The sequence below is a fragment of the Paenibacillus sp. FSL L8-0340 genome (genome assembly GCF_038593145.1).
GTDB lineage: Bacteria > Bacillota > Bacilli > Paenibacillales > Paenibacillaceae > Paenibacillus_AQ.
Genome location: NZ_CP151967.1, coordinates 5023775 through 5045624 on the forward strand (window position 1 = coordinate 5023775; position 21850 = coordinate 5045624).

17 protein-coding genes and 1 riboswitch are annotated in these 21850 nt (G+C 51.6%); of the genes, 1 reads left to right on the forward strand and 16 read right to left on the reverse strand.

The features are described 5' to 3' along the window. Positions 1-785: 785 nt before the first annotated feature. From NST07_RS22930 to NST07_RS22965, 8 genes are all read right to left on the reverse strand, one after another. Positions 786-1211: a stage V sporulation protein AB gene (locus tag NST07_RS22930; protein ID WP_038594622.1), complete on the reverse strand. Its 426-nt coding sequence runs from the start codon at positions 1209-1211 to the stop codon at positions 786-788. Further along, positions 1208-1870 (reverse strand): stage V sporulation protein AA, encoded by a 663-nt coding sequence (locus NST07_RS22935; RefSeq protein WP_341379162.1) that lies wholly within the window; start codon positions 1868-1870, stop codon positions 1208-1210. Before NST07_RS22935 ends, NST07_RS22930 begins: the two co-directional genes overlap by 4 nt. 414 nt (positions 1871-2284) lie before the next feature. Further along, positions 2285-3163, reverse strand: a complete 879-nt coding sequence (locus tag NST07_RS22940) for a carbohydrate ABC transporter permease (protein ID WP_341094617.1) — start codon at positions 3161-3163, stop codon at positions 2285-2287. 30 nt (positions 3164-3193) lie between these two features. After that, positions 3194-4084, reverse strand: coding sequence for an ABC transporter permease subunit (locus NST07_RS22945; protein WP_341094618.1), 891 nt, complete (start codon positions 4082-4084; stop codon positions 3194-3196). A 298-nt stretch (positions 4085-4382) separates the two neighbouring features. Continuing rightward, positions 4383-6083 carry a sugar ABC transporter gene (locus NST07_RS22950; protein WP_341094619.1) on the reverse strand — a complete coding sequence of 567 codons (1701 nt, stop codon included), beginning with the start codon at positions 6081-6083 and terminating at the stop codon, positions 4383-4385. Between the two features lie 107 nt (positions 6084-6190). Then, positions 6191-7831, reverse strand: coding sequence for a response regulator (locus tag NST07_RS22955; RefSeq protein WP_341379165.1), 1641 nt, complete (start codon positions 7829-7831; stop codon positions 6191-6193). Next, positions 7824-9590, reverse strand: coding sequence for a histidine kinase (locus NST07_RS22960; protein ID WP_342480221.1), 1767 nt, complete (start codon positions 9588-9590; stop codon positions 7824-7826). Before NST07_RS22960 ends, NST07_RS22955 begins: the two co-directional genes overlap by 8 nt. A 503-nt stretch (positions 9591-10093) precedes the next feature. Continuing rightward, positions 10094-11047 carry a DMT family transporter gene (locus tag NST07_RS22965; RefSeq protein ID WP_341094624.1) on the reverse strand — a complete coding sequence of 318 codons (954 nt, stop codon included), beginning with the start codon at positions 11045-11047 and terminating at the stop codon, positions 10094-10096. Between the two features lie 129 nt (positions 11048-11176). Beyond that, positions 11177-11326: riboswitch (FMN riboswitch) on the reverse strand. 205 nt (positions 11327-11531) lie between these two features. On the opposite strand from NST07_RS22965, the gene NST07_RS22970 reads away from it, so the two are divergent. Further along, positions 11532-12704 (forward strand): substrate-binding domain-containing protein, encoded by a 1173-nt coding sequence (locus NST07_RS22970; RefSeq protein WP_341094625.1) that lies wholly within the window; start codon positions 11532-11534, stop codon positions 12702-12704. A gap of 154 nt (positions 12705-12858) precedes the next feature. Here the strand turns inward: NST07_RS22970 and NST07_RS22975 are convergent, their stop codons facing one another. From NST07_RS22975 to NST07_RS23010, 8 genes are all read right to left on the reverse strand, one after another. After that, positions 12859-14340 (reverse strand): carboxylesterase/lipase family protein, encoded by a 1482-nt coding sequence (locus NST07_RS22975; protein WP_342480222.1) that lies wholly within the window; start codon positions 14338-14340, stop codon positions 12859-12861. A gap of 20 nt (positions 14341-14360) precedes the next feature. After that, a complete protein-coding gene (locus NST07_RS22980) occupies positions 14361-15515 on the reverse strand; it encodes an AI-2E family transporter (protein ID WP_340897385.1) in 1155 nt (384 codons plus the stop codon). Positions 15516-15777: 262 nt separating this feature from the next. After that, positions 15778-15993 (reverse strand): hypothetical protein, encoded by a 216-nt coding sequence (locus tag NST07_RS22985; RefSeq protein ID WP_341094627.1) that lies wholly within the window; start codon positions 15991-15993, stop codon positions 15778-15780. Between the two features lie 15 nt (positions 15994-16008). Beyond that, positions 16009-16740 carry an SDR family oxidoreductase gene (locus tag NST07_RS22990; protein WP_341094628.1) on the reverse strand — a complete coding sequence of 244 codons (732 nt, stop codon included), beginning with the start codon at positions 16738-16740 and terminating at the stop codon, positions 16009-16011. 40 nt (positions 16741-16780) lie between these two features. Further along, positions 16781-17590 (reverse strand): GNAT family N-acetyltransferase, encoded by an 810-nt coding sequence (locus NST07_RS22995; protein WP_341094629.1) that lies wholly within the window; start codon positions 17588-17590, stop codon positions 16781-16783. 410 nt (positions 17591-18000) lie between these two features. Then, complete coding sequence (locus NST07_RS23000) at positions 18001-19878, reverse strand: DUF2264 domain-containing protein (protein ID WP_341094630.1); 1878 nt, start codon at positions 19876-19878, stop codon at positions 18001-18003. Positions 19879-20267: 389 nt separating this feature from the next. Continuing rightward, positions 20268-20603 (reverse strand): hypothetical protein, encoded by a 336-nt coding sequence (locus NST07_RS23005; protein ID WP_341379170.1) that lies wholly within the window; start codon positions 20601-20603, stop codon positions 20268-20270. A 54-nt stretch (positions 20604-20657) separates the two neighbouring features. Further along, positions 20658-21794 carry a glycoside hydrolase family 88 protein gene (locus tag NST07_RS23010; protein ID WP_341094632.1) on the reverse strand — a complete coding sequence of 379 codons (1137 nt, stop codon included), beginning with the start codon at positions 21792-21794 and terminating at the stop codon, positions 20658-20660. Positions 21795-21850 lie beyond the last annotated feature (56 nt).

Genomic DNA, 21850 nt, shown 5'->3' on the forward strand with positions numbered 1-21850 from the left:
CTGATCCGGTGTTCCTGCTCCATCCGAGGCTTGCAGATCATGGTCGCCATACCCGGTTGCTCCGGCGTCCACACCAATGTCCACACTGTTGTTTGTTCCCTTATCGGCACCTGCGCCCGGCGCAGCGGAATCTCCATTGCTCTGGTTCCCCGTGCCGAGCTCAGTTGAAGCTTCAACGTCCTGATTGCCGGCATCGGAGCCGGATGTAACTTCTGCCTCTGTATCTTTACTGAATAATGTGTTGTAAAACTCCCGCACACCACTTCCAGAGTTCTCCGTGTCTTGCGGTTGTGCCTCACCAGTAACCCCGTTGCTGCCTCCAGCCGTCTCACCATTATCCTTACTGTCTACCGCACCACCCCCAGCATTCGCATCCGTCCCCCCTGCCGGTTCCGCACCGCCAGCTTCCGCTCCGCCAGTTTCCGCGCGGCTATCCGCCTCTGCGCCGGCCTTCGTGTCATTTGACTGCTTGCTGTGAGCTTGTGCGGCTGCCGCTGCACTCACAATCGCTGCACTAATGGTACCTCTTCCGTCTGCGGCGATATTACCGGCTGTGCCTGACTGTGGTGCCTCTTGTTCCCCGGCAATCCCCGTATGAGCTTCCCCAAGATTATCCGCTGACTGGATTGCATAGCTCTCAGCTCCGTCTGCCGGAGCCGCTCCAGTTGTCCCGCCACTAACATTGCCAGCCTGCGGCGCAGCCGGGCCAGCTGTCTGATTTTTTGCTTTTTTATCATCTACCTGATCACCGCTATGAATATACCTTACCACTCCATAACCCCCTTCTACTGTTGATATACAAAGAAGTCGAACAAAGAGCCTGCAACCTTGCCGCATACCATGGCCATCAGCAGCCCAAACAGATAATGCGTCATTTGCAGACGTTTTGCCAAGATCGGCAGCACATTCAAGACCTCTGTCAAAGCAGCGGCCAGCATGCCGACAAATATCCCGTCAAACAGCCCAACTCCCAGTTCGACCACAGGACCTGAGCTAATCCGCCAGTTCCAGAAATCACTCATAGTGCCAAGCAGAGAACCCCCGATCATCGCCCCTTCATACCAATGAACTTTGTCGTAGGAGGAAGTCAGCTGAGCCAGCCGGGGCACCATATCAAGCACGATAAACAGAGCGATCACCCCTCCGCCTACGGCAATCCCCCCGGCGATTCCGAGCAGTAAATTCAGTCCAAGTGTAATCGGCGCGGTCATGCTCCATCCTCTTTAGGTCCTGATGGATCGTTTCCGCTGAGGTCCATTTTGCTATACTCCTCGTGGACTACATAATGGTCGATATTTTTCTGATAGAGGAACATTTCCACTTCGAGCGGAGTGGGCTCCTCATTCCATTTCTTCTTAAAGAGGTGGTTGAAAAAAATCACCATGCCAAACCCGATGCCCAGCGAATAGGCAATCTGGAACACATAGGGATGGTCATCCCGCCGTCCGGTCAGCATCTCCACGATACGGACATGCACTTCCTGCATGCTGACATCGGCATGAAAATTCATAATCGTCAGCGCCGATCCGAAGAAAAGCAGCAGCCACACCAGCACAAACAGCGCAACCGAAGGTTTGCGTGCTTCGACCGGCCCTTCGATCTGCACTATCGTCCGCCCCTCGCCAATCGGTTGGATGTCAGCACCCGGTATCAATTCGTGAATATGCGGGATAACCGTCAACAGGTCGATCAGAATGAGGTTCCCGTCACTTTGTGCCGGCTTCAGCAGCAGAATCGAATACAGCGGCTCCCTCCACTCCGGCTCGGTGATTAAATAAGCGATATCCCGCAGCGTGACCCCTTTCCCTTTGGGCACCATTACCCGATTCTTAAGCTGTATGTAAATGGCGGGAGCCGAATAAGTGTTCATCCGTACACCTCCTATTGTTGTCATGAAAAGCAGGATGAGACGTAAGAATAACGGTAGTATGGGAGAAAAGGCTTATTTTTACTCCAGACCAGCAGAATTCAAGTTGAGGTATCTACACTTTAGGGCACAGAAACACATTATATTGATCTGTTCCTGCGGATTAGTATCCCAAAAGTGCATCAGTTCCGATTGTATACCGGTATCGGAAAAGCAACGTATTAACTTCCAAATCCTTTACATTGTTGACTGGCTAGCGTGCTGGACAGACGCACAAAAAAGCAGACCGGGCGATTTCCCCTGTCTGCCTTATCCTTTGTTTATTGGAGCTGTGTTCATTTCTCCCGCTCGATCTAGAATCGCAGCGAGCTCCAGAAACGAGATGTCATTCCGGTGCTATATACATTTTCCATTTGCCTACTCCTTCACTGATCCAAGTGTCATCCCTTTGACAAAATACTTTTGCAGGAAAGGATAAACAAGCAGGATCGGTGCTGCCCCGATGAAGATTTGCGCCGCTCGGACCGTAGTTTGCGAGATCAGCTCCATCTCCTTCGGATTCATGCTCATTGAGCTCATATCCCGCTGAATAATTACGGTCTGCAGGAAGGTCGCCAGCGGAAACTTGCTCGAATTGTTCATGTAGAGCAATCCATCAAACCAGGAATTCCAGTGGAATACCATGCTGAACAAAGCAATTGTAGCTATGGAAGGCAGTGAGATTGGCAAGTAGATGCTGAATAGGGTGCGGAAATGATTCGCCCCGTCCATCAGCGCTGCTTCCTCCAGCTCCTTGGGAACGCCGCGGAAGAAATTGAGCATTAGAATAATCAGGAAGGTATTGACTGCTCCCGGCAACACCAGCACCCAGAAGGAATTCATCAGGCCGAGCTTTTGGACCACAATATAAAAGGGGATCATGCCGCCGTTAAATACCATCGTGAACACGAACAGCCAGGAATAAATGCTGCGGCCCTTGAAGACCGAATTTTCTTTGGACAGCGGATAGGCTGCAAGGAACGTAATAAGCAGCGTAAGCCCTGTACCGATCACCGTACGCTGCACAGAAATCCAAATGGAATGCAGGAATACCGGATTGTTGATCGTTTTTTTGTAGGCTTCCAGGGAAAACTGCTTCGGCCATAAGCCAACGAGATTGGCGTCTGCTGCCGATTTGGCACTGAAGGATACGGCCAGGACATGAACAAGCGGCACAATACACATGATGGCAAGAAAGATTAATAAACAGGTATTGAATATATTAAAGATGCGGTACCCTTTTGTTTTGTAATACATAAGTTTCCCTCTTTCCCGGTTTGAATAGGTTTAGAAAATGCGATACCCCGCCCATTTTTTGGCCAGCTGATACGAGAGCAGGATAAGAACCATACTGATGGCCGACTTGAACAATCCAATCGCCGTGCCGAAGCCCATCTCGCCATTCTGAATCGCCGTACGGTATACAAAGGTGTCGATAATATCGCCCTTCTGATAAACCAGAGGGTTGTACAAGTTGAAGATCTGGTCAAAGCCTGCGTTCAGCACATTCCCCAAGGCCAGCGTTCCTACCACCACTACCATTGGAATCAGTGAAGGCATGGTGATGAAGCGTGTCTGCTTCCAGCGGTTCGCTCCGTCGATTTCAGCAGCTTCGTAGAGCGAAGGGTTGATGCCCGCAAGCGCCGCCAGGAAGACAATTGTGTTGTACCCGAATTCCTTCCAGACATCGGTCAGAATGACCGTGAAGCGGAACCAGTTGTTATCGCCCAGGAAAAAGATGGGTTTGATGCCGAGACTGCCGAGAATCTGGTTGACGAAGCCGTCTGTTGCCAGCAGATCCAGCAGGATTCCACCGAGAATGACCCAAGAAAGGAAATGCGGCAGATAGACCAGTGTCTGGATCGTGCGCTGTACGGCGATCTTGCGGACCTCATTCAGCAGGATTGCAAATATAAATGGAACGAGCAGGTTGAAGATCATTTTCAGCACGGCAATAATGAGTGTGTTCCAAATGACCTGCATACTGTCTTCCCGTTCGAACAAATAGCGGAAATTATCGAGGCCCACCCACTCCGATCCGGAGATATGCAGCCACGGCTTGTAATCCTGAAAAGCCATGACGATCCCGCCCATTGGCAGAAAACTGAATAGAATCAGCAGTATCAGTGCAGGTACCAGCATGACGTGGAATTGCCAGTTTTTTCTTAGTGTTCTCATCCTTGATCCCCCATATAGTCAAGTTCTTCTGTATTCATAATTAAATTATAGCAACGGAGAAATGGACCAAGTAGAGAGCAAAAGCAATATAAATGGTACAAAAGCAATGTCTTTACCACAGGCGGCACAGGAGCCAATCAGCCTTCGCTGATGCGTGACGAAAGCCACATCCTGATATACCGGGAGCGGAAGCTTTCAGCAATGAAAAACAAACAGGACCGTCTCCTCCGGCGGAATCTTCCGCCGGGGAAACAGCCCTGCCCATCACACCAAACTTCAGCTTAAGAGCTTCAGCCGGTTATTTTACACTGTCATACCACTCGTTGACTTCTGCAGTAATTTTGTCGCCGCCGCCTGATTTCCAGTTCGCCACAAAGCTATCGAAGGAATCCAGCGGCTGTTTGCCGTAGATGATTTCATTGAAGGCCTGGTTTTCGATCTTGTTCAAATAGTCCATCTTCGATTTCATTGTTTCTGTAGTCGGTCCGGTGAACATATTTTTGAAGGATTTGTCCTCTTGCGTCAGCAATACTTTAGCTGCTGCCGGAGTATCCTTCCCGTAGTTGACCGATACATCCTTTTCCAGACGGGTTGTCGGCTCAGCACCGCCCGCCAGATTCTGCAGCGCCTTCATCTGGGCATTGGGAATCCGCGCTCCGTCACGCACCAGCAGGTAGCGTACACTGTTCACATAACCCCCGTTGATCTGTTCATTCGGGATCATCTTGCCGCTTGCATCCAGTTCATAGTCATAACCTGCGAACAAACCGTTGTCCAGCTTACTGCCCGGCTTAGGGTTAGCGTAATTGTCGTACAGATAGTTCTGATAAGTAAATATGGCTTCCGGATTCTTCATCTTCGTGCTGATCAGGGTTACCCCGTTGGTGAATTGTGTGCCGTGGCGCATCACCGTTCCATCCGGACCTGCCGGAAGTGCGATTGGCGTCCAAACGGCTTGCGGCGCATTCTTAATGGTATCCAAGAGCGGCCAGCCGCTCATCCAGTAAGGTCCTGGGATCATACCGGCGGTTCCCGCAACAGCAGGCTCGGAAGTCTTGTTCTCATCCCAAAGCGCAGCCTCCTGCGGAATGTAGCCTTTGTCATGCCAGTCTTTCAGCTTCGCCAGCCCTTGCTTCATGCCTTCATTTACAGAGCCGTATTCCAGCTTGCCGTCTGCTCCCATGTTCCACTGCTGCGGAAGGGTTCCATAGGCACCGAAGATCCATGAAGGATCACCCATCCAGGTGTTCATGGAAGTCTTGAAGCCGATGCTGAGCGGTGTCACTTTATCCGGTGCCAAGCCGTCCGGATTCTGATTCTTGAAGGCATCCATCACCTTCTCCATCTCATCAATGGTTGTTGGTGCTTTCAGTTTCAGTTTATCCAGCCAGTCTTGGCGGATCCACAGAATGTAATCATGGTTGTACGCGTAATCAAGTACCGGGATACCCATTTTTTTGCCGTCACGGCTGTATTGGTTCCAGACGTTAGGGTCCTGCGCCATCGCTTCCTTCCAAGTGTCAGAAGCGTATTTGTCGAACAGCGGGCCCACTTCGGCATACATGCCGGAATCAATCAAATCCTGGGCAACGGTAGCATCTCCTGTACCGATAGTCACCACATCCGGCATTTCCTGGCCGGAGGACATTGCGAGACGCAGCTTCGTACCGAAAGCGCCGTTCGTATCTGTGATCGACCACAGTGACTTGATATTGATGCCAAATTGTTCCTTGGCCCACTTCGTGGCTACGTTATTTTCGATAGATTCGCCGTTCTTGAATTTTAGCTCAGGGTCCACGCCCCATACGGTTGTGATAGTCACTTCGGGATCATATTTATCCTTGTAGGCGTTTACAGTTTCTTCCGATGCATTCGCGGCTTTGCCGGAAGCCTTGTTGTCCTTCGCTGTGTTATTGTTGCCCGAGCAGCCTGCGATACTGCCAGCAAGCAGCACGCTCATTCCCAGGAGCGGCAGCCATTTTTGTCTCTTCGCGCTCATTGTCTTCCCCCTTGGATTCAATAAGTATTGGTGATGTCTTCATTATAGGGAAAGGCAGTTTGGAGGAATACGTCATTTAAACAAGGTTTCTGCACCTTTGCCAACCTCTATCCGTCCCGGAATTCATTTGGCGTCATATTATAGTGCTTTTTGAACATTTTGCTGAAATATTGCGGATTCTGGTAGCCCAGCTCTGTGGTGATTTCGTAGATCTTCTTGTTCGTGTGCTTGAGCAGGTATAGTGCACGCTCCATCCGCATGCGGATGATATAATCGCCGAGCCCCTCGCCTGTTTCCGCCTTATAGATCTTGGACAAATATACCGGATGCAGGAACACATGGTCCGCGATCGTCTTCACCGACAGATCATGGCCGGAATGGCTGCCTACCAGTTCATGCACCTGTTTGATAATATAGCTTTTGGTATATTGGTCGCTTTCCGACAGCTCCTTTTGCAGCTTCGCCAGCATATCAAGCGCCCACTCCCGCAGCTTGTCAAAAGAAACAATGATGCTCTGGGTCAGCAGCGGATCAAACGCGTACTGGTCGATCTGTGAGATAAATTGCCCGCCCTTATGGGCAATGTACATAAACGCGTTGGTGATGGACAGAAACACCTCATACAGATGCTCCCTGGAGAAGCGGGCCGTCTCCATGTCGCTGAACACATCTGTAATCTTCTCACGGGCAGTCTCCCACTGCTTCGATTCGAGCAGATGAATCAGAGTTGGCGGACGGTACAAGCTCTCCAGAGACTTGATCGCCACCCGCTGCTGCAGTTGGTTCTCTTCCAGAAACAGCACCGGGCCGGATTCATTATGCGCCGCTAAATACATCGAACTGAGTGCGCTACGGTACGCGGCGGGCATTCCTTCGGGGAAGGTGAACCATTCCGTGACCACCAGAGAGATGTCCCCCTTCAGATAATTGCTGACCCCCGCGCGGAACCGGGCAATCGCAGCCTTAAGCAATTTCTGGCGAAGCTCCTCATAGCGGTCCGACATCTCGATGTCCCGGCGCGTAGCCGCATTAAGCTCAGCGAGCAAAATCAGGCAATCATGCGGCGCTTTGCCGAACCAGACATGGAACTGCTCATGGAACAGCTCCTCGGCGATATTGCCGATCGCATATTCCATCAGTGAGACAGAATGATGATCCATTGCCGTATAATGTTTGCCGAGCTGAATCACCAGCATAACTGCCGATGTCTCTGGATCAAAGGAGATTTCAACCTCCTGCAGCTTCGAAGCCAGCGTCCGCTCGGACATCACTCGTCCCAGCAGCAGATCATGCATCAGATTGGCCCGCAGTACGCTGTAGCTGGCTTTGCGGTTATAGAGCAGCTGATGATATTTATCATGCGCCTCCCATTCATCCCGCAGGGACTCGATGGCCCCGGAGACACTCTTGATAAACTCCTCGTCGCTGACAGGCTTCAGGATATAGTCGAAGGCCTGCAGCTGAATTGCTTTTTTGGCATATTGAAAATCGGAGTAGCCCGTCAGCAGGATGCAGCGGAGATTAGACCAGCGTTCGCTTGCCGTCTCAATCAGTTCAAGCCCTGTCATGCCCGGCATCGAAATATCCGTGACCATAATATCAATCGCCTGCTGTTCCAGTATATCGAGTGCTTCAGCCGACGAAGCTGCCTGATGTACCTGATACACACCGATTTCTTCCCACGGAATGGTGCGGGCCAGACTTTCTGTTACGTATGCTTCGTCGTCTACCAGTAAGATTTCAATCATTGTTGTTCCTCCCGGACCAGTTCTCTGTATTATCTTCGGGCAGCTGCCACAGCAAAGTGACCCTTAGCCCCCCCAGCGGAGAAGCAGCGAAGGTTAAGCCCGCTTCCTCCCCGAACCTGAGGCGCATCCGCTGGTGGACATTCCACAGCCCGCAGCCCATCTCCTCATCCATTGCCCGGCCAAGCTTAGACTCAAGCTCCCTAATCGCCTCAGGTCTCATGCCCTGTCCATCATCCTCGACGGTGAGCGTCATCGTTCTGCCGCTGCAGGAGCCGGTTATCCGCAGCATTCCGGCGGCAGCCAGCGGCTGAATGCCGTGCAGCACCGCATTCTCGACGAGCGGCTGCAGCACAAGCGGAGGAAGGTCCAGCCTGCGCATTTGCGGTGGAATGTTCACAGTGTACTGCAGGCGGCTCATTCTCATATTTTGAATCTCCAGATAATGGGTCACAAATTCCACCTCCTCGGAGAGTGCCACAAGATCCCGTTCCTGCCGGGTGGTGTACCTGTAATAGCGGGAGAGGTTATGCGACATTCCAACCACTGCCTCATGGTTGCCGAGCTTCGCCATGCTTGTGATGAACGAAAAGCAATTATAGAAGAAATGCGGATTAATCTGTGATTGAAGCTGCTTCAGCCTGGCTTCCCGCACATGTATTTTTTCCATCAGCACATTCTCAATCAATTCCTGGATCTGTTCCACCATGCTGTTGAAACGTCCGGAGAGAAAACTGAACTCATTTTTGCCCCTGATGCCTACCCGGACCGAGTAATCCCCTTGCTTCAACCGCTGGAAGCCTCCCACCAATTGCCGCACCGGCACCTGAACCTGCACATAGAGGAAATAGGCAACCACGCAGCTCATCAGCAGCAAAGCACTGACGGATACGTAGAACAGGCGGTTCGAAGTATGGATCGGCTGCAGGATTTCCGTGAGCGGCATATAGTCGATTAAGTACCAGCCCATTTTGTCGGAATAAACGATGTTTACGCTATAGGACTCGCCATCAATCTCCAGCGTCCGGTTCTCACTTCCCTGAAGCGTCTCCTCTTCCAGCTTGTTCACCAGTTGGGCGGCAAGCGGACGGTCGGCACTGCGGTTAAAGATCTCGCCCGCGCCCTGCTTATAGTAGAAGGGGTCTCTTCTGCCGCCGCTTTTGAATTTATCCAGCATATCCTCAATATTCCGGCTGTCGAACACTACCTTCATAATAGTGGTTGCCCGCTCCGGGGAGAACTGCGACATATAAGGGGTAAAAGAAAACCAGGAGAACTGAAACCGTTCTTCGCCCTGCTCGGTAATCCTCTCTACCTGCCAGCCTGATTTCACTTCCCGCTTGAGATCCTCGTCCTTGTAGGGCTGGGCATCGTTTTCGGTAACGATCCGGTGAATTGAGGGGGAGTACAGATATAATTTGCTTTTCCAGTTGGACGAGCTCTCCTGAATGCTGATTTTGGTCTGAATGCGCTTCACCAGATTGATTGCCTCGAGGTCGAGATCGTGTCCGGCCAGATAAGTATCCTTAAGATTGAGGATGTCGGGATCATGAATCAGCAGAATCGGCCAAGAGGACAACAGTTCCATATTCGTCTCCACCTGGTTCTGAAAAAAACTAAGCTGATTGTTGTTCGAGGTATTCAGCTCGCTGCGCAGCACATCGGTAGTTGTCTTATTGGAATAAAAATAAAGAATCGTGATTGGAATCAGCATGATGATCATGATGCTCACCATCTTCGTAAATAAGTTATATCTGTACATCTCTCTACACACCCCGCGAATTGACATAGCTCTAATTGTACAAAGATTCCCTGAGGACGCAAAGGTAATCGCTGGAACCCGCAACAAACGGTTTTAGATTACCGGCAGCTCCCCGCAAATGGAAAAATGGAATATCCTTCCAGCCTGATTTCAGCTTGGTCTCCACTTAAGTGTAAACGCTTCACATATAGCCATATAGTTCACTTACGCAACATTTCAGCAGTTTTTGCAGCCAATATGGATGTTTCACAAACTTGGAAGAACGAAATTCTCCGGATGGGCTGAAACAAGTGGAAACGGATACCGTCCTCAAAAGGACGGTATCCGTTTCAGCGAGAAATAGAAAGATAATTTATAGCGTGCAGCATATAAATTCTTATATTTTAAAAAAAAGGATGTCACCCACAGCCGAATGGCTGCAGGGAACATCCTCCGCTTCTACTCAAAGCCCCGGGGGTTCTCCCCTCAGGCCTACTTTATATTACTCAGAAAGCCGCCTCCCTCTAATCGAGTGCTTCCTGACGGCTCTGTTGATTAGAGATAAGAAATAGTGCGGTCCAAATCAGCGCGAAGCCGATAATTTGCGGCAAGGTTACCAGCAGACCGAAGAAAATCCAGTTGATCAGGATTCCCGTCATCGGGAAGCTGAGCTCTGCCAAGGTGGCAACGGAAGCTTTGGTGGTGTTAAGACCTTTGTAATACAGCAGCATACTGAGCAGTCCGGGCAACAGTGCCTGCAGCAGCAGATTGATCGCAATCGCCGTTGAAGCGCCCAGTCCGCCGTGTACCTGCCAGGGAGCACCCTCCATAGCAGTGACGACGAACAAGAGAGGCAATGCCAGAATGAACCGTAGTGAAGTCACCGTTTCATACTTCATTGAACCCAGTAAATAGCGGCCCATTACTGTAGATCCGCCCCACAAGGCAGCGGCACCGAGCGCCAGCAGACTGCCGACACTGATGAAGCTGTTCACATGTCCGAAGGGTGCGGTCCAGCCAAAGGTCAGCAGATAAGTCCCTGCCAGTGCAATCACTATAAGCGGTCCGAAATTTCGGGGCAGGCGTTCTTTAAGGATGACAGCCGCCAGTCCGATGGCAAAGATCGGCTGCAGCTTCTGCAGCAGAAGCACCGCATTGAGGTCTCCGCTGGACAAGGCTTTGGTGAAGAGAATCGTAGCCACGGCGGAGCCGCCCCATGATACAACCATTAACGCTCCGGCCTGACGCAGACGAATTCCTTTCAGTTCAGCGCGATGCCGCCAAAGTACCGGCGCGGCAGCCAGAAAGAGCACAACATGCTCCAGGAGAACGATCTGTGAAGAGGTCATTGATTTGAGCAGGATGATGCGGAACAGCGGATCGACGCCCCATAACGCCGCTCCCAGCACAACCAGCCAGAACCCGCCGCGCAGCGGCGCCTGGCGCATCTCTGAAGTTGAAGCAGTTACATTACTCATAATTCCATTCTCCTTGTCGATACAAACCCTCGATAAGAGACCAAAAACCCCCGCGCTGCCTTCTGAGGGGCAAGCATCGGGGGTCATTATCAATAAAGACCATCAGGAATAAACCTGTCGTCTTTATCTTATGATCCTCTCCCATCCGGACTTTACCGTCGGCTCTGGAATGTCACCAGATCAGTCCTTTCCGCTGCTGTCAGCGAGAAGGAGTCGCGGGCTGAGTTCGCTTTGAACATCACCGCCGGTCAGGAATTTCACCTTACCCCGAGAATCTTGTATTCCGTTATTTTTTTCACAATCTTAGGATACTCCCGTTTATGATTTCCGTCCAGTATTTCATGAAAAAATTATATTATTTCATTCACCACCGCATTTCGCGCCCTCTAAATGATATTTTTTTGTAATTCCTGCTGAATTCATTAAGTTATAATAGAATTATGTGAATTATCCATATTCTTCATCCAATGAAAGAGAGGCCCTTATGAAAAGACCACTTGGAACAAACTTGCCGTTATCATTTATCGCTGTAGCCGCTATTGCATTTGCCGAAACTATCGCCTTTTTCGCTATCTCCTTGTTTGGAGGGATGCAATTTTATGCCCCGCTTTCCGCCGTTGTCGCTTTTGCCCTTGCAGTTTATGCGGTGCTGGCGATCTTTGACTTGTTCAATCTGCGTATCCGGCGGATCGTGCTCGCCTCTTTCGCCGGGGTATGTCTACTGGCGGCAGGCGTTTATGAAATCAACCAGGCTTATGTGAACAGCCTCGCTGAAGTGAATGACCGGGAGATTTCTCTGGAGAAATATAAACCTTTCCAGCCGGAATCCAAGATAGCCATACTGGACCAAACCTCCACTTATAAGATCACAGACGAGCTTCCGCGGCTAGACGGTGCAACCGCACTCTACCCGCTATATTCCGCTTTTGTTCAAGCCGTCTACCCGAAGGACGACTATAGCGTATATGATTTTGAGAGCAGTACGGTAGTCTGCACTTCGACCTCCACTGCTTATGACCGTCTGATCGAAGGAGATACGGATATTATTTTTGCAGCAGCCCCCTCTCTCTCCCAACAGAAATCAGCCAAAGCAGCCGGCAAAGAGCTAGTTCTTACGCCTATTGGCCGCGAGGCCTTTGTCTTCTTCGTTCATAAGCGGAACAAGGTGGACGGATTGACCACACAGCAAATCAAGGATATCTATTCCGGCAAGCTGACGAATTGGAAACAAGTAGGCGGCAAACGGGACTCGATCCGGGCGTTCCAGCGGGAAGAAAACAGCGGCAGCCAAACCATGCTTGAGAAAATCATGGAGGGTACCCCGCTCATGACAGCTCCGCAAAAAGATGTTATGGATGTGATGAGCGGCATTATCAGCCAGACCGCCAGCTACCGGAATTATAAAAATGCTCTTGGCTTCAGCTTCCTGTTCTACGCCTCGGAGATGAACAGTAATAACGAGATCAAGCTGCTCGCCGTCGACGGGGTTGAGCCCAGCAGGGAGAGCATTCGCAGCGGAGCCTATCCTTTTGCCTCCGAATTTTATGCCGTAACCGCCGGAAGCACCAATCCGCATATCCAGCCTTTTCTGGATTGGGTAGTTTCTCCCGAGGGTCAGGAACTGGTGGCAAAGACCGGCTATACCCCGGTAAAATAAGCTTCGGACTACTCCCTACCCCAAACGCAGATACATAAAAAGGCAGCAGGTTCCCGCATACCCGGGTCCCTGCTGCTTCTCTATAATGCCGATCTTCTTTGTACACAAGCATATCTGACTGCTGCTACTCTGACAACGTCCCGGTAGATGAGCCTTAAGGCGAGTTCTCTTGTGCTGACAGCAGCCGTGTCCGCTTCTTCCGGTCCGGATCAGCCACGATGCGGATATCCTGCTCAAAGATCAGGGTAGCGCGGTCTTCCAGTGTATACTGCGGCCAAGACAGGTCTGGCACCGACGGATCGCCACGGTGGGCAAAGGCTGTCCAGGCGTAGAGCATCGCATCCGACAATCGCTCCATGGCAGGAGTAACCTCTACTCCATAATGCGCCATATGCGATAAATTATTAAATACATAGCAGATTTCCGCACTGTGCACAGCCTTCTCGAGCAGCGGATGGCCGGGTATGGTCCAGTCGAACCGGTACATCCATACCGGGGCATAGCGATGCTGCCGCTCAGCGATAGAAATGGAGCTGTCCCAGAAATAGAGGTCCGTCAGAAAATCAGCCTGTCCCTCCACGGTCTTGGGATAATGGAGCGCGAGTTCAGTCAGATTCTCTACTCCCATCATCATTTCCAGAGCTTGAAGTGACTGGTCAAAGTTCTCTGCCGAACCACTTCCCCGGAAGAACAGGTTGCCCTCATGAAGATTCGTCCCGATCACAAGCGGTATACCGCTTGCTGCACCCTCTGCAATAGCCTGCGCCGGATCTGCCGGCAAAGTATCCGGCTCAATAACGGGCTGGAACAGCATACTCATCGCATTGCCGGACAGCTTGTAAACCATCGCCCCTGCTGCCTTCAATATTTGCTCTGCCGGGAGTGTGTCCAGCAGTGTGGTATCGCCGCCTGGACGAATCCCGAGCTCGGCCAGAAAAGCTGCGCCAATCTCTTCACCTTGCTGCGCCTTCAGGGTCTGTGCAGCCCCGCTCTGCATAATAGCTCCGGCAAACAAGCCTTGTGCCGCAGGCATCGCCAGCAGCGCGGCAATACTCATGCTGCCCGCAGACTCGCCGAAGAGGGTAACCCGTTTCGGGTCGCCGCCAAACGCGGCAATATTGCCCTGCACCCATTGCAGTGCGGCAATTTGGTCCAGCAGACCGGCATTGGAGGCCAAGCCGCCGCCAAACGGCGACAAATGCATGAAACCGAACGGTCCCAGCCGATAATTGACTGTAACCACAATGACCTTTCCTTTACTGGCCATATGGGTACCTTCGAACATCGGCTGGCTGCCGGCTCCGGTTACAAAAGTGCCCCCATGAATCCATACCATGACCGGCAGAGCTTCACCTTCAGCCGCTGGCGACCAGATGTTCAGGTACAGGCAATCTTCGGAATATTCAGGAGTTGTACCTCCGAATCGGGTACTGCCGGTACTGACAGGCTGATGGCTGACCGGGCCGAATTCCCTGGCCTCTCTAATAGAATTCCATGGCTCCGGCGGCTGTGGCGCGCGAAATCGCAGCTCACCTACAGGCGGGGCGGCAAAAGGAATTCCGCGCCAGATGTTCACACCGTCACTTTGTGTTCCTTGCAGCTTCCCATATAATGTATCTGCCACGGGTCCTGTCATAAAACAATCATCCTCTCGCTTTATTCCTTTTTTTCTTCGATCACTTGATATAATCCGGAGCGGAAACGGAACCACTGGAAGACATGGGTAACGACCACCTTCAGCACGGCATAACCCGGAACAGCCAGGATAATGCCAAGCACGCCGAACATTTTACCGGCAAAAATAATGACGAAAATTATAGTAATCGGATGTATCTTCAGCGACTTGCCCATGATCTGCGGTGAAATAAATTTACCTTCAATCAGCTGGACCGCAGTCCAGACGAAGATCATTTTCAACAGCATGAAAGGAGAAGTTACCATCGCAACGATTAAGGCTGGAGTAATGGCAATGGCCGGACCCAAATAGGGAACTACCGCCGTACAGGCTGCAACGATCGCCAGCACCAGGGAATACTCCAGCCCGATAATCAAATACCCGATATAGAGCAGCGCACCGATGCAGCAGCTTACGATAATTTGTCCGCGGATATAGGAAGCCACCTGGCTGTTCATTTCGGACATTACTTCCCGAGTCTGCGGCTGCAAGCCTGTAGGGATGAACCTCATCAGGTAATCAGGCAGCTTTTTGCCGTCACGGAGCAGGTAGAACAGGATAAATGGCGTGGTTACCACAGCCAGAACAATTTCGGTCAATGCCCCAACGAAGCTGCCAACGCCATTCACTGCGTTATTCAGAAAGGAGGTAGCCCATGTTGTCACCTTGCTGGTGATATTAGTGAAGTCCATGCCAATATTCTCCTGAATGCGCTCGAACTGCTCACTGCCGGTCAGATTAACGAATTCCTGCTGAATCTGCTCACTGTATTTAGGGAAATTATCAATCAGTCCAAGCAGCTGGGTGCGGATTATCGGAATGACTGTCAGCAGAATTAGTGTAATAATCCCGGCGATCACCAGATACAGAATCACAATCCCATAGGCACGCTTCACTTTACTTCTTCTCTCCAACCGGTCAACCAGCGGATTCAGCAAATAGTAGGCGATTCCGGAGAGTAGCAGCGGAGCCGCCACTGTGTGCAGCAGGACCGATATCGGCTTGAAGATAAACGGAACCTTGGAGAACACTAGAATCGTAACCCCGATAAGTAAAATAATCAGTAAAGAAACCACAAATTTGTTATTTAAAAAAAACTTTTTAAACCTCTCAGGCCATACCTGCACCCTCTCCATTACTGCTTTCCCCCTAATACAAAGACTTATCTGTAAGTGTGATAAATTGCACTTGCTATTAGCATAGTCAACGCAGGGGTTGCAAGTCAAATTTTCAGCACTTGCCCCCCTCTATGGAATTCCGCACCTTTTACGCTGCGTTTTTGAAAGCTCCAGATCCAGATGTCATCCTCAAATCAAAGGTTTATGTAAACTTACCAGCAGCTTTTCCACTAGGCACAATGCATTCAGGGAGACCGATTCCACATGGGTTTCAAAGCTTTCAACACTTTCTTCGTCCGCATATGTCAATCAGCACCTGCGTCGCAATGCAGGCGTTGACTTTACCCACCCCGCAGATTACCAGAACCACTTGAGCCTCTCCGTAGAATCCGGAATAGAATTTCAGGGATGCTTTTTCATAAACCGAATCTATATAACATTTCTTTATCAGATGTTCAATTTCTTCATCCGATGGTCCTATTACACGAGAGATCACAAAAACAACCTCCCGTCAGCGTAAATAACAGCCATTGTTAATATCAAACGTTGCACCGGTATAAGCCCTTGACTTTCTGCTCAACAAAAAAACAACACTTTCGGCAATCTCTTCTGCCAGCAGCGGCTCCTTAGTCAATTGATGCTCCAGATATTCCGTCTGTCTCCAATCGGGAATATGGCTCATCATCGGTGTATTCGTCATTGTCGGCGCAACCGCGTTTACGCGGATATAGGGGGCGAAGTTCATCGCGCAGCTCTTCGTCAAACCCAGAATAGCCGCTTTCGACAAGCCGTAAACGGCATCCGAGCTTCCCTCCTGTCCGGATACGGACGACATGTTGACGATTGCGCCTTGGCGACGGCTTCCTAGCAGCAGCCTGCCGAACATCTGAGAGAAATAGACATAACCTTTCACGTTGATATCCAGCACCCGATCTATTTCATCAGGGGCATACTCAAGGATACTTTTGCCCAAATAGATGCCTGCATTGTTGACCAAACCATTGATATCCGCATGCTGCTGCTCTATATAGGCAAAGAATTGTTTCACCTCGCGGTGATGACTGGCATCCAGCCGATAGGCGGACAACTTGCCGGAAGCCATTTCCGATTCCAACTGCTCCAGCGCCGGGCCGTTGATATCGCAGGCTATGACGCCCGCACCCTCCCGCAGACCAAGCCGGACAATTTCCCTGCCAATCCCGGAAGCGGCTCCGGTTACTATAATTTTCATGGCATTCAGCATATGATCTGTCTCCTTGTTCCACAGCGGCTTTACAGCTGCTTCAGTCGAATTTAATATCTGCAATTTGCCCTGCTTCCACAAATCCTACAGCTTGGTAGACCTTGTTGGAATCCGGGTTTTTGTCGTCTGCGTACAGCACCGGAGTTAAGCCTTCGGCGAGCAAAATTTGGCATAGTTCAGCCACGGCTGCGCTGGCATACCCTTGTTTACGGTGAGTGCGCGGCGTATAGACATTATTAATCCGGACATGTCTCGCCGAGCGGTGTGCGATGGCCGCCATTGATACGGGCACACCTTCCACAACCCACAAATACAGGTTGCCGGCACGAACCGCTTCATCCGCATAGGAAAGAAAATTCTCCTGCTGCTCAGAAGTCCCAAAGGCATCCTCTACGAATCGGGCTGTAAACTCCGCGATCACCGGAATATGGGCCTCACCGGCCTGCAACAGCGACCCACTGACATGACCGGGTTTCCGCACCTCCGGGCAATGGTAAGCTTTTAGCATCATATAGGTATGATGAAGTTTCCCTTTGGCCGCGCAAAAAGCTTCCGCGAATGCCTTAGCCGTCTCCGGCTCTGCGCTGATTCCAGGGATTCCGCTATCCTTCACCCGTTCCGCCAGCTGCCGCACCAAATCATCCCGCTGCTGTACTTCAAGCTCCTTCGAAACCCATAACCAGGCATTGTGACCTGTCGATTGGGTGAAGATCAGTTGATCATCAATGCTTTTGAGCTTGATCGCATCCGCGTACTCCGTAATGCGGTGAATCAGATTATGTAGAACCTCCTCTTGCTTAAACCCACTGCTATACAGCACTCTATCATCCGGCTCAAAATTCTCAAACATCTCTCAACCCCCTAATTTTTCCTTTATTTCAATCATAATGCGCCTGCCGGAAAAAATAAACAGCCCTTCACCAGAATATCCGGTTCGGGCTGTTGGTCAAACCACCAGGTTTCGCCAATTGGCGTACTTGTTGGGCATTGGGAAAGTAACGGGAATAATACCCTTTACTTTCATCAGAATCCCGATTACCGGGAGGGTAGCGGGAATTCCTAACGGTAATTAAGTCGAATTCCCCTGCTACGTAATATATTGAAATTTTAGCGGGCTGATTTCCCGGCAACAGCTCTATTTCACTAAATAAGCCTAATACAGCGGTAACTATTCCCGTTACTGTGGTACCTGCTGGCCAACCCTCACCCTCTGGGTGCCCTCTCCGCCAGCCAGCCTGAATGTTGTACCGACGGGAGATTCTACTTATCCAGCGGTATGGTGATGCTCTGGCCGGTATGAGTAGCAACCCGGATTTCATGCCCTGTCAGCTCCACACCGAGAAGCTGCAACGGGTCACCTGCTGGTTCGGCAGCCATAGCCTCGTCTCCTTCACCGCTGTCTCCCGGCTCGCCATACACGGCCGAAATCAGCCAGTGGGTCCCGGGAGCAAGCTTAGCCTGCAGCGTCGGTATGACTGTCCGCGGCCGCAGCACATTGGTATTGGTATGAGGACGGATCAGCACTGCTTCGCTGTAGCCGGCCAAGCCGAGAATGCCGCTGGTGCCATGGCTGCTGATCGCTGTCATACCTGCTCCTTCAGCAGGAAGTATCTCATGCAGTCCAGGCTCCAGCGCCAAGGCAAAACCGCCTTCTGCGGCATCCAGTGTTCTTTCTGTTTCTACCCGGTGAATCCGGATATGCCAGGGAAGACCAGCCACAACCCAGGTCTGCACCTCCACATTGGACCACGGCTTCCATCTGGAGAAGAGCAGATTGTCTTCAATCCGCGTCTCTTCATTTTGTCTTCTCACCCGGTACAGATTATCGCCCGCCTCGCTGAGCGCCAGCATGGAATCAAATGCGCCCTGGGAGATTCCCCATTCCGAACGGGGAACGCTGAACCCAAAAGCAGTGGAATAAGCGAACTTCTCATATTTGGCCGAAGTATGGGTATGCTCATTGGTGCCTTTATGCCCGCTGTTGAAGGCGACGACATGATCGCTTTCTGCCCGGCGGCAAATAACAAGATGAGCAGGCTGCTGCACGGCTAGTGCTTCAAGCTCCGGAAGCGGCAGCTCCTCCGCCTGCCAGAAGGGATGGTAATCCGGCAGGGCCAGCGGCAGGAAGAATTTCAAGGACCAATACGGCGACCCCGGCGAGTTATAGTTCTCGGCCATCACCAGGTTGGGATAGGTATAACCGATGTTCAATACGCCGTCCGCGTTCAGAATATCCTGCTGGAACCACCAGCGTAAGTTGCGCAGAACGATCCCTTTGACAACACCATAAGGCACAGCTTCAACTCCTGCATAAGCAAGGGCCCCCCAGAAGGCCGATTGGGCGAACCGGTAGGTCAAGCTGCGGCCATACGGAAGCGCGGAGCCGTCCGCAGCAAACCAATAGATGAATTCAGCAGCGAACTTTCCGGCCCGTTCCCTGAACACGCTTGCCCGCTCAGGATCTTCCTCACCCATCAGTTCGGCATAGAGCAGCCCGTAGAAATGGATGGCGAACGGAACATAATAATCACTATGACCGCCGATCCCGTCGCTGTACCAGCCATCGGTCAAGTAGAAATCATCCATGCGCCGCAGATTCTGCTCCAGTTGATCGGCATCATACGGTAGGCCAGCCTTGCGGAAGCCTAGATTAACCAGCACATTAAAGAAGAGCCAATTGCAGTCATAACAAGGATGTGAGTTCATCTGGTTCAGCCAATTGAACAAATTCCTCTGCTCCCGTTCGCTCAGCGGCCCCCAGATCCGGTCCGGGATCAGCGCCAACCCGTAGCCAAATGCTGCCATCTCCACAAGGCGCTGGTCATAATCACCGACCTCACCCCAGTATTCCTTATGCTCCGGGTCGGTCCCGTTGCGGATGCCGTCCAGCAGCATCTCCCACATGTCATCTTCGCCGCCACCGGCCAGAAACGGCACAAATCCCCATAATACCCGGGAGAAGCCCTCCATTTCGGCAATATCGGGCCCGTAATGAACTCCGGTTACCCCCAGCTTCAGACGGGCACGTCCCTCACTATAGTAAGGCTTAAGCGGATAGGCCAGCTGACGGAAAGCATTTTGCATATCTTCTTTTGTGACCAGCGGATTAGCCCCAATTGGTCCCCATTGGCTACTCATCGACATCACTCCTAATTGCTTCTCGAATTTTTATAGAGTCAGGCTCCAACTATACACGTTCAGAATCGATGCGCTCACTGATGCAACTTTTGCTGTGCTGTTGGTGTTTTCCGATCATCTTCTGCGGTCCCATCGCACCGCCAATGCAATATATAGCAACCTCATCCGTGCTCATGCTCGCTGCTTTAACTTCAGCAAACCATCCGCAAACACTAGTGCAATTTCTAGCAACCTCATCGGGTCTGACCAATGTTTCTACTAGCACTCCATCCGCGCTCGCTGGTGCTACTTCCAGCAAACCCGCCACGCTCGCTAATGTACCTAAGCAACCTATTTCCACTCCCTAACCACACTCACCACCAGTAACCTACATCCCAGCAATATCCCCCTTACTCACCAGCATATCTTCTGGCATCGTCATCGGCACTCACCAGTGCATCTTCCAACAATCTCGTCAGCACTCTCACCAACGCATCTTCTTGGAAAGCTGCTCCTTCCACCAGCGTCTGCTGCTCTGCGGACTCCAGTGACGTTATTTTGCAATAATGGCCTCTTCGCACGAACGACAGGACAGATGACGCTATCCCTAGTAAAAGTCGATGATTTAGTTGATCTACGAGCAAATAAGTGCGCTGGAGTCCGGCAAGCAGGCCAAGCAAGCGAAATCCGGAAAATAAGAACTCTGGAGTCCGCAGCTTCTCTGCGTATCCACTGCCTGCTCCCAAAAAACGTGTTGCCCACGAATTCCCCCCCTATTCCCACAGCATGACGGTGGGCGCTTACTCCCAATAGAACGGGCCATTCCCCTTCAGCCGTGCCAGTCCTTCGACATAGAAGAAGTCTCCGTAAATAAGGGGAACATCAATGTTTGTTCCGGCCGGATAATTGCTCGTACCATGGAGGATCAATCCCTCCTCAGCGTCGTTGTCCCAGGTGCCGTAATTGCGGTAGAGCGATTCCAGCATCCGGATCGCAGGCTCCCGGTAGACCGGTGCCTCGGTCTCTCCGACTTTGTCGGCAAGCAGCAGCAAACCGCTTGCCGCACAAGCGCCGGCTGACGAATCGCGGAAGCCGCGCGCTTCTCCGGGTGCGCGGAAATCCCAGTGCGGGACGTGGTCCTCCGGCAAACGGGCCAGGAAGAAATGGGCCACCTTCTGGGCGGTATGGAGATATTCAGCCTTGCCGGTATGATGGTAGGCCAGCGTCAGTCCATAGATCGCCCAGGCTGTGCCGCGGGACCAGGCCGACCCGGCGGCATAACCCTGGCCGCCGATGCCTTCGAGGAATTCGCCGGTTACGGGATCGAAACGGACAATATGATACACGGAGCCGTCCGGGCGGATGAAGTGCTTCACGACCGTGTCCATATGTGCTTCGGCAATATGGCGGTAACGCGGATCTCCGCTGGTCTCCGCTGCCCAGAAAAGCAGCGGCATGTTCATCGCACAGTCAATGATCGCGTATCCGCGGTTATCTTCGCCTTCATACCAGGGATTCCAGGCCCGGATGTAGCTTCCTTTCAGATTAAAGCGGGCCGCGAGAAAATTCGCTGCCTTCAACGCTCTAACCTTGGAATCCTCGCTGGCTAGCAGCTTGTAGGAAGCCACGCTGGTCAAAGTCCACATAAAGCCCAGATCATGGTCAAGTCGGACATAATCATTCAGAACCTGGTCCAGCTGTTCCTCACAGTCCTCTGCCAGCGCGCGCAAAGACTCGTCCTTGCTGTCGTTATACAGAAGCCACAGCTGTCCCGGCCAGAAGCCGGCTGTCCACCAGTACGGCTGGGCCAGTTCATATTGGCCGCCTTGACTGGCATGGGGAAAGCCCGCGCCGATTCTCCGGCTGTTCTTCCGTGTCTTCTCCAGTGCCTTGCTCCACGCTTCCTCTACCCAGCCCAGCTTTGTTTCCGCTGTCATCTCTAGCCACCGCCATTCATTGTTTTGGATGATACATGTTGAACTCTAGATTTCCA

What these genes read in the sequence shown, in the direction of transcription:
- NST07_RS22975 (WP_342480222.1), bottom strand. Translation starts at nt 14,340, where the DNA reads ATGACAGGACCCGTGGCAGATACATTATATGGGAAGCTGCAAGGAACA.
- NST07_RS22995 (WP_341094629.1), bottom strand. Translation starts at nt 17,590, where the DNA reads ATGTTTGAGAATTTTGAGCCGGATGATAGAGTGCTGTATAGCAGTGGG.
- NST07_RS23000 (WP_341094630.1), bottom strand. Translation starts at nt 19,878, where the DNA reads ATGAGTAGCCAATGGGGACCAATTGGGGCTAATCCGCTGGTCACAAAA.
- NST07_RS22930 (WP_038594622.1), bottom strand. Translation starts at nt 1,211, where the DNA reads ATGACCGCGCCGATTACACTTGGACTGAATTTACTGCTCGGAATCGCC.
- NST07_RS22945 (WP_341094618.1), bottom strand. Translation starts at nt 4,084, where the DNA reads ATGAGAACACTAAGAAAAAACTGGCAATTCCACGTCATGCTGGTACCT.
- NST07_RS22990 (WP_341094628.1), bottom strand. Translation starts at nt 16,740, where the DNA reads ATGCTGAATGCCATGAAAATTATAGTAACCGGAGCCGCTTCCGGGATT.
- NST07_RS22935 (WP_341379162.1), bottom strand. Translation starts at nt 1,870, where the DNA reads ATGAACACTTATTCGGCTCCCGCCATTTACATACAGCTTAAGAATCGG.
- NST07_RS22940 (WP_341094617.1), bottom strand. Translation starts at nt 3,163, where the DNA reads ATGTATTACAAAACAAAAGGGTACCGCATCTTTAATATATTCAATACC.
- NST07_RS23010 (WP_341094632.1), bottom strand. Translation starts at nt 21,794, where the DNA reads ATGACAGCGGAAACAAAGCTGGGCTGGGTAGAGGAAGCGTGGAGCAAG.
- NST07_RS22980 (WP_340897385.1), bottom strand. Translation starts at nt 15,515, where the DNA reads ATGGAGAGGGTGCAGGTATGGCCTGAGAGGTTTAAAAAGTTTTTTTTA.
- NST07_RS22970 (WP_341094625.1), top strand. Translation starts at nt 11,532, where the DNA reads ATGAAAAGACCACTTGGAACAAACTTGCCGTTATCATTTATCGCTGTA.
- NST07_RS22965 (WP_341094624.1), bottom strand. Translation starts at nt 11,047, where the DNA reads ATGAGTAATGTAACTGCTTCAACTTCAGAGATGCGCCAGGCGCCGCTG.
- NST07_RS22950 (WP_341094619.1), bottom strand. Translation starts at nt 6,083, where the DNA reads ATGAGCGCGAAGAGACAAAAATGGCTGCCGCTCCTGGGAATGAGCGTG.
- NST07_RS22955 (WP_341379165.1), bottom strand. Translation starts at nt 7,831, where the DNA reads ATGATTGAAATCTTACTGGTAGACGACGAAGCATACGTAACAGAAAGT.
- NST07_RS22960 (WP_342480221.1), bottom strand. Translation starts at nt 9,590, where the DNA reads ATGTACAGATATAACTTATTTACGAAGATGGTGAGCATCATGATCATC.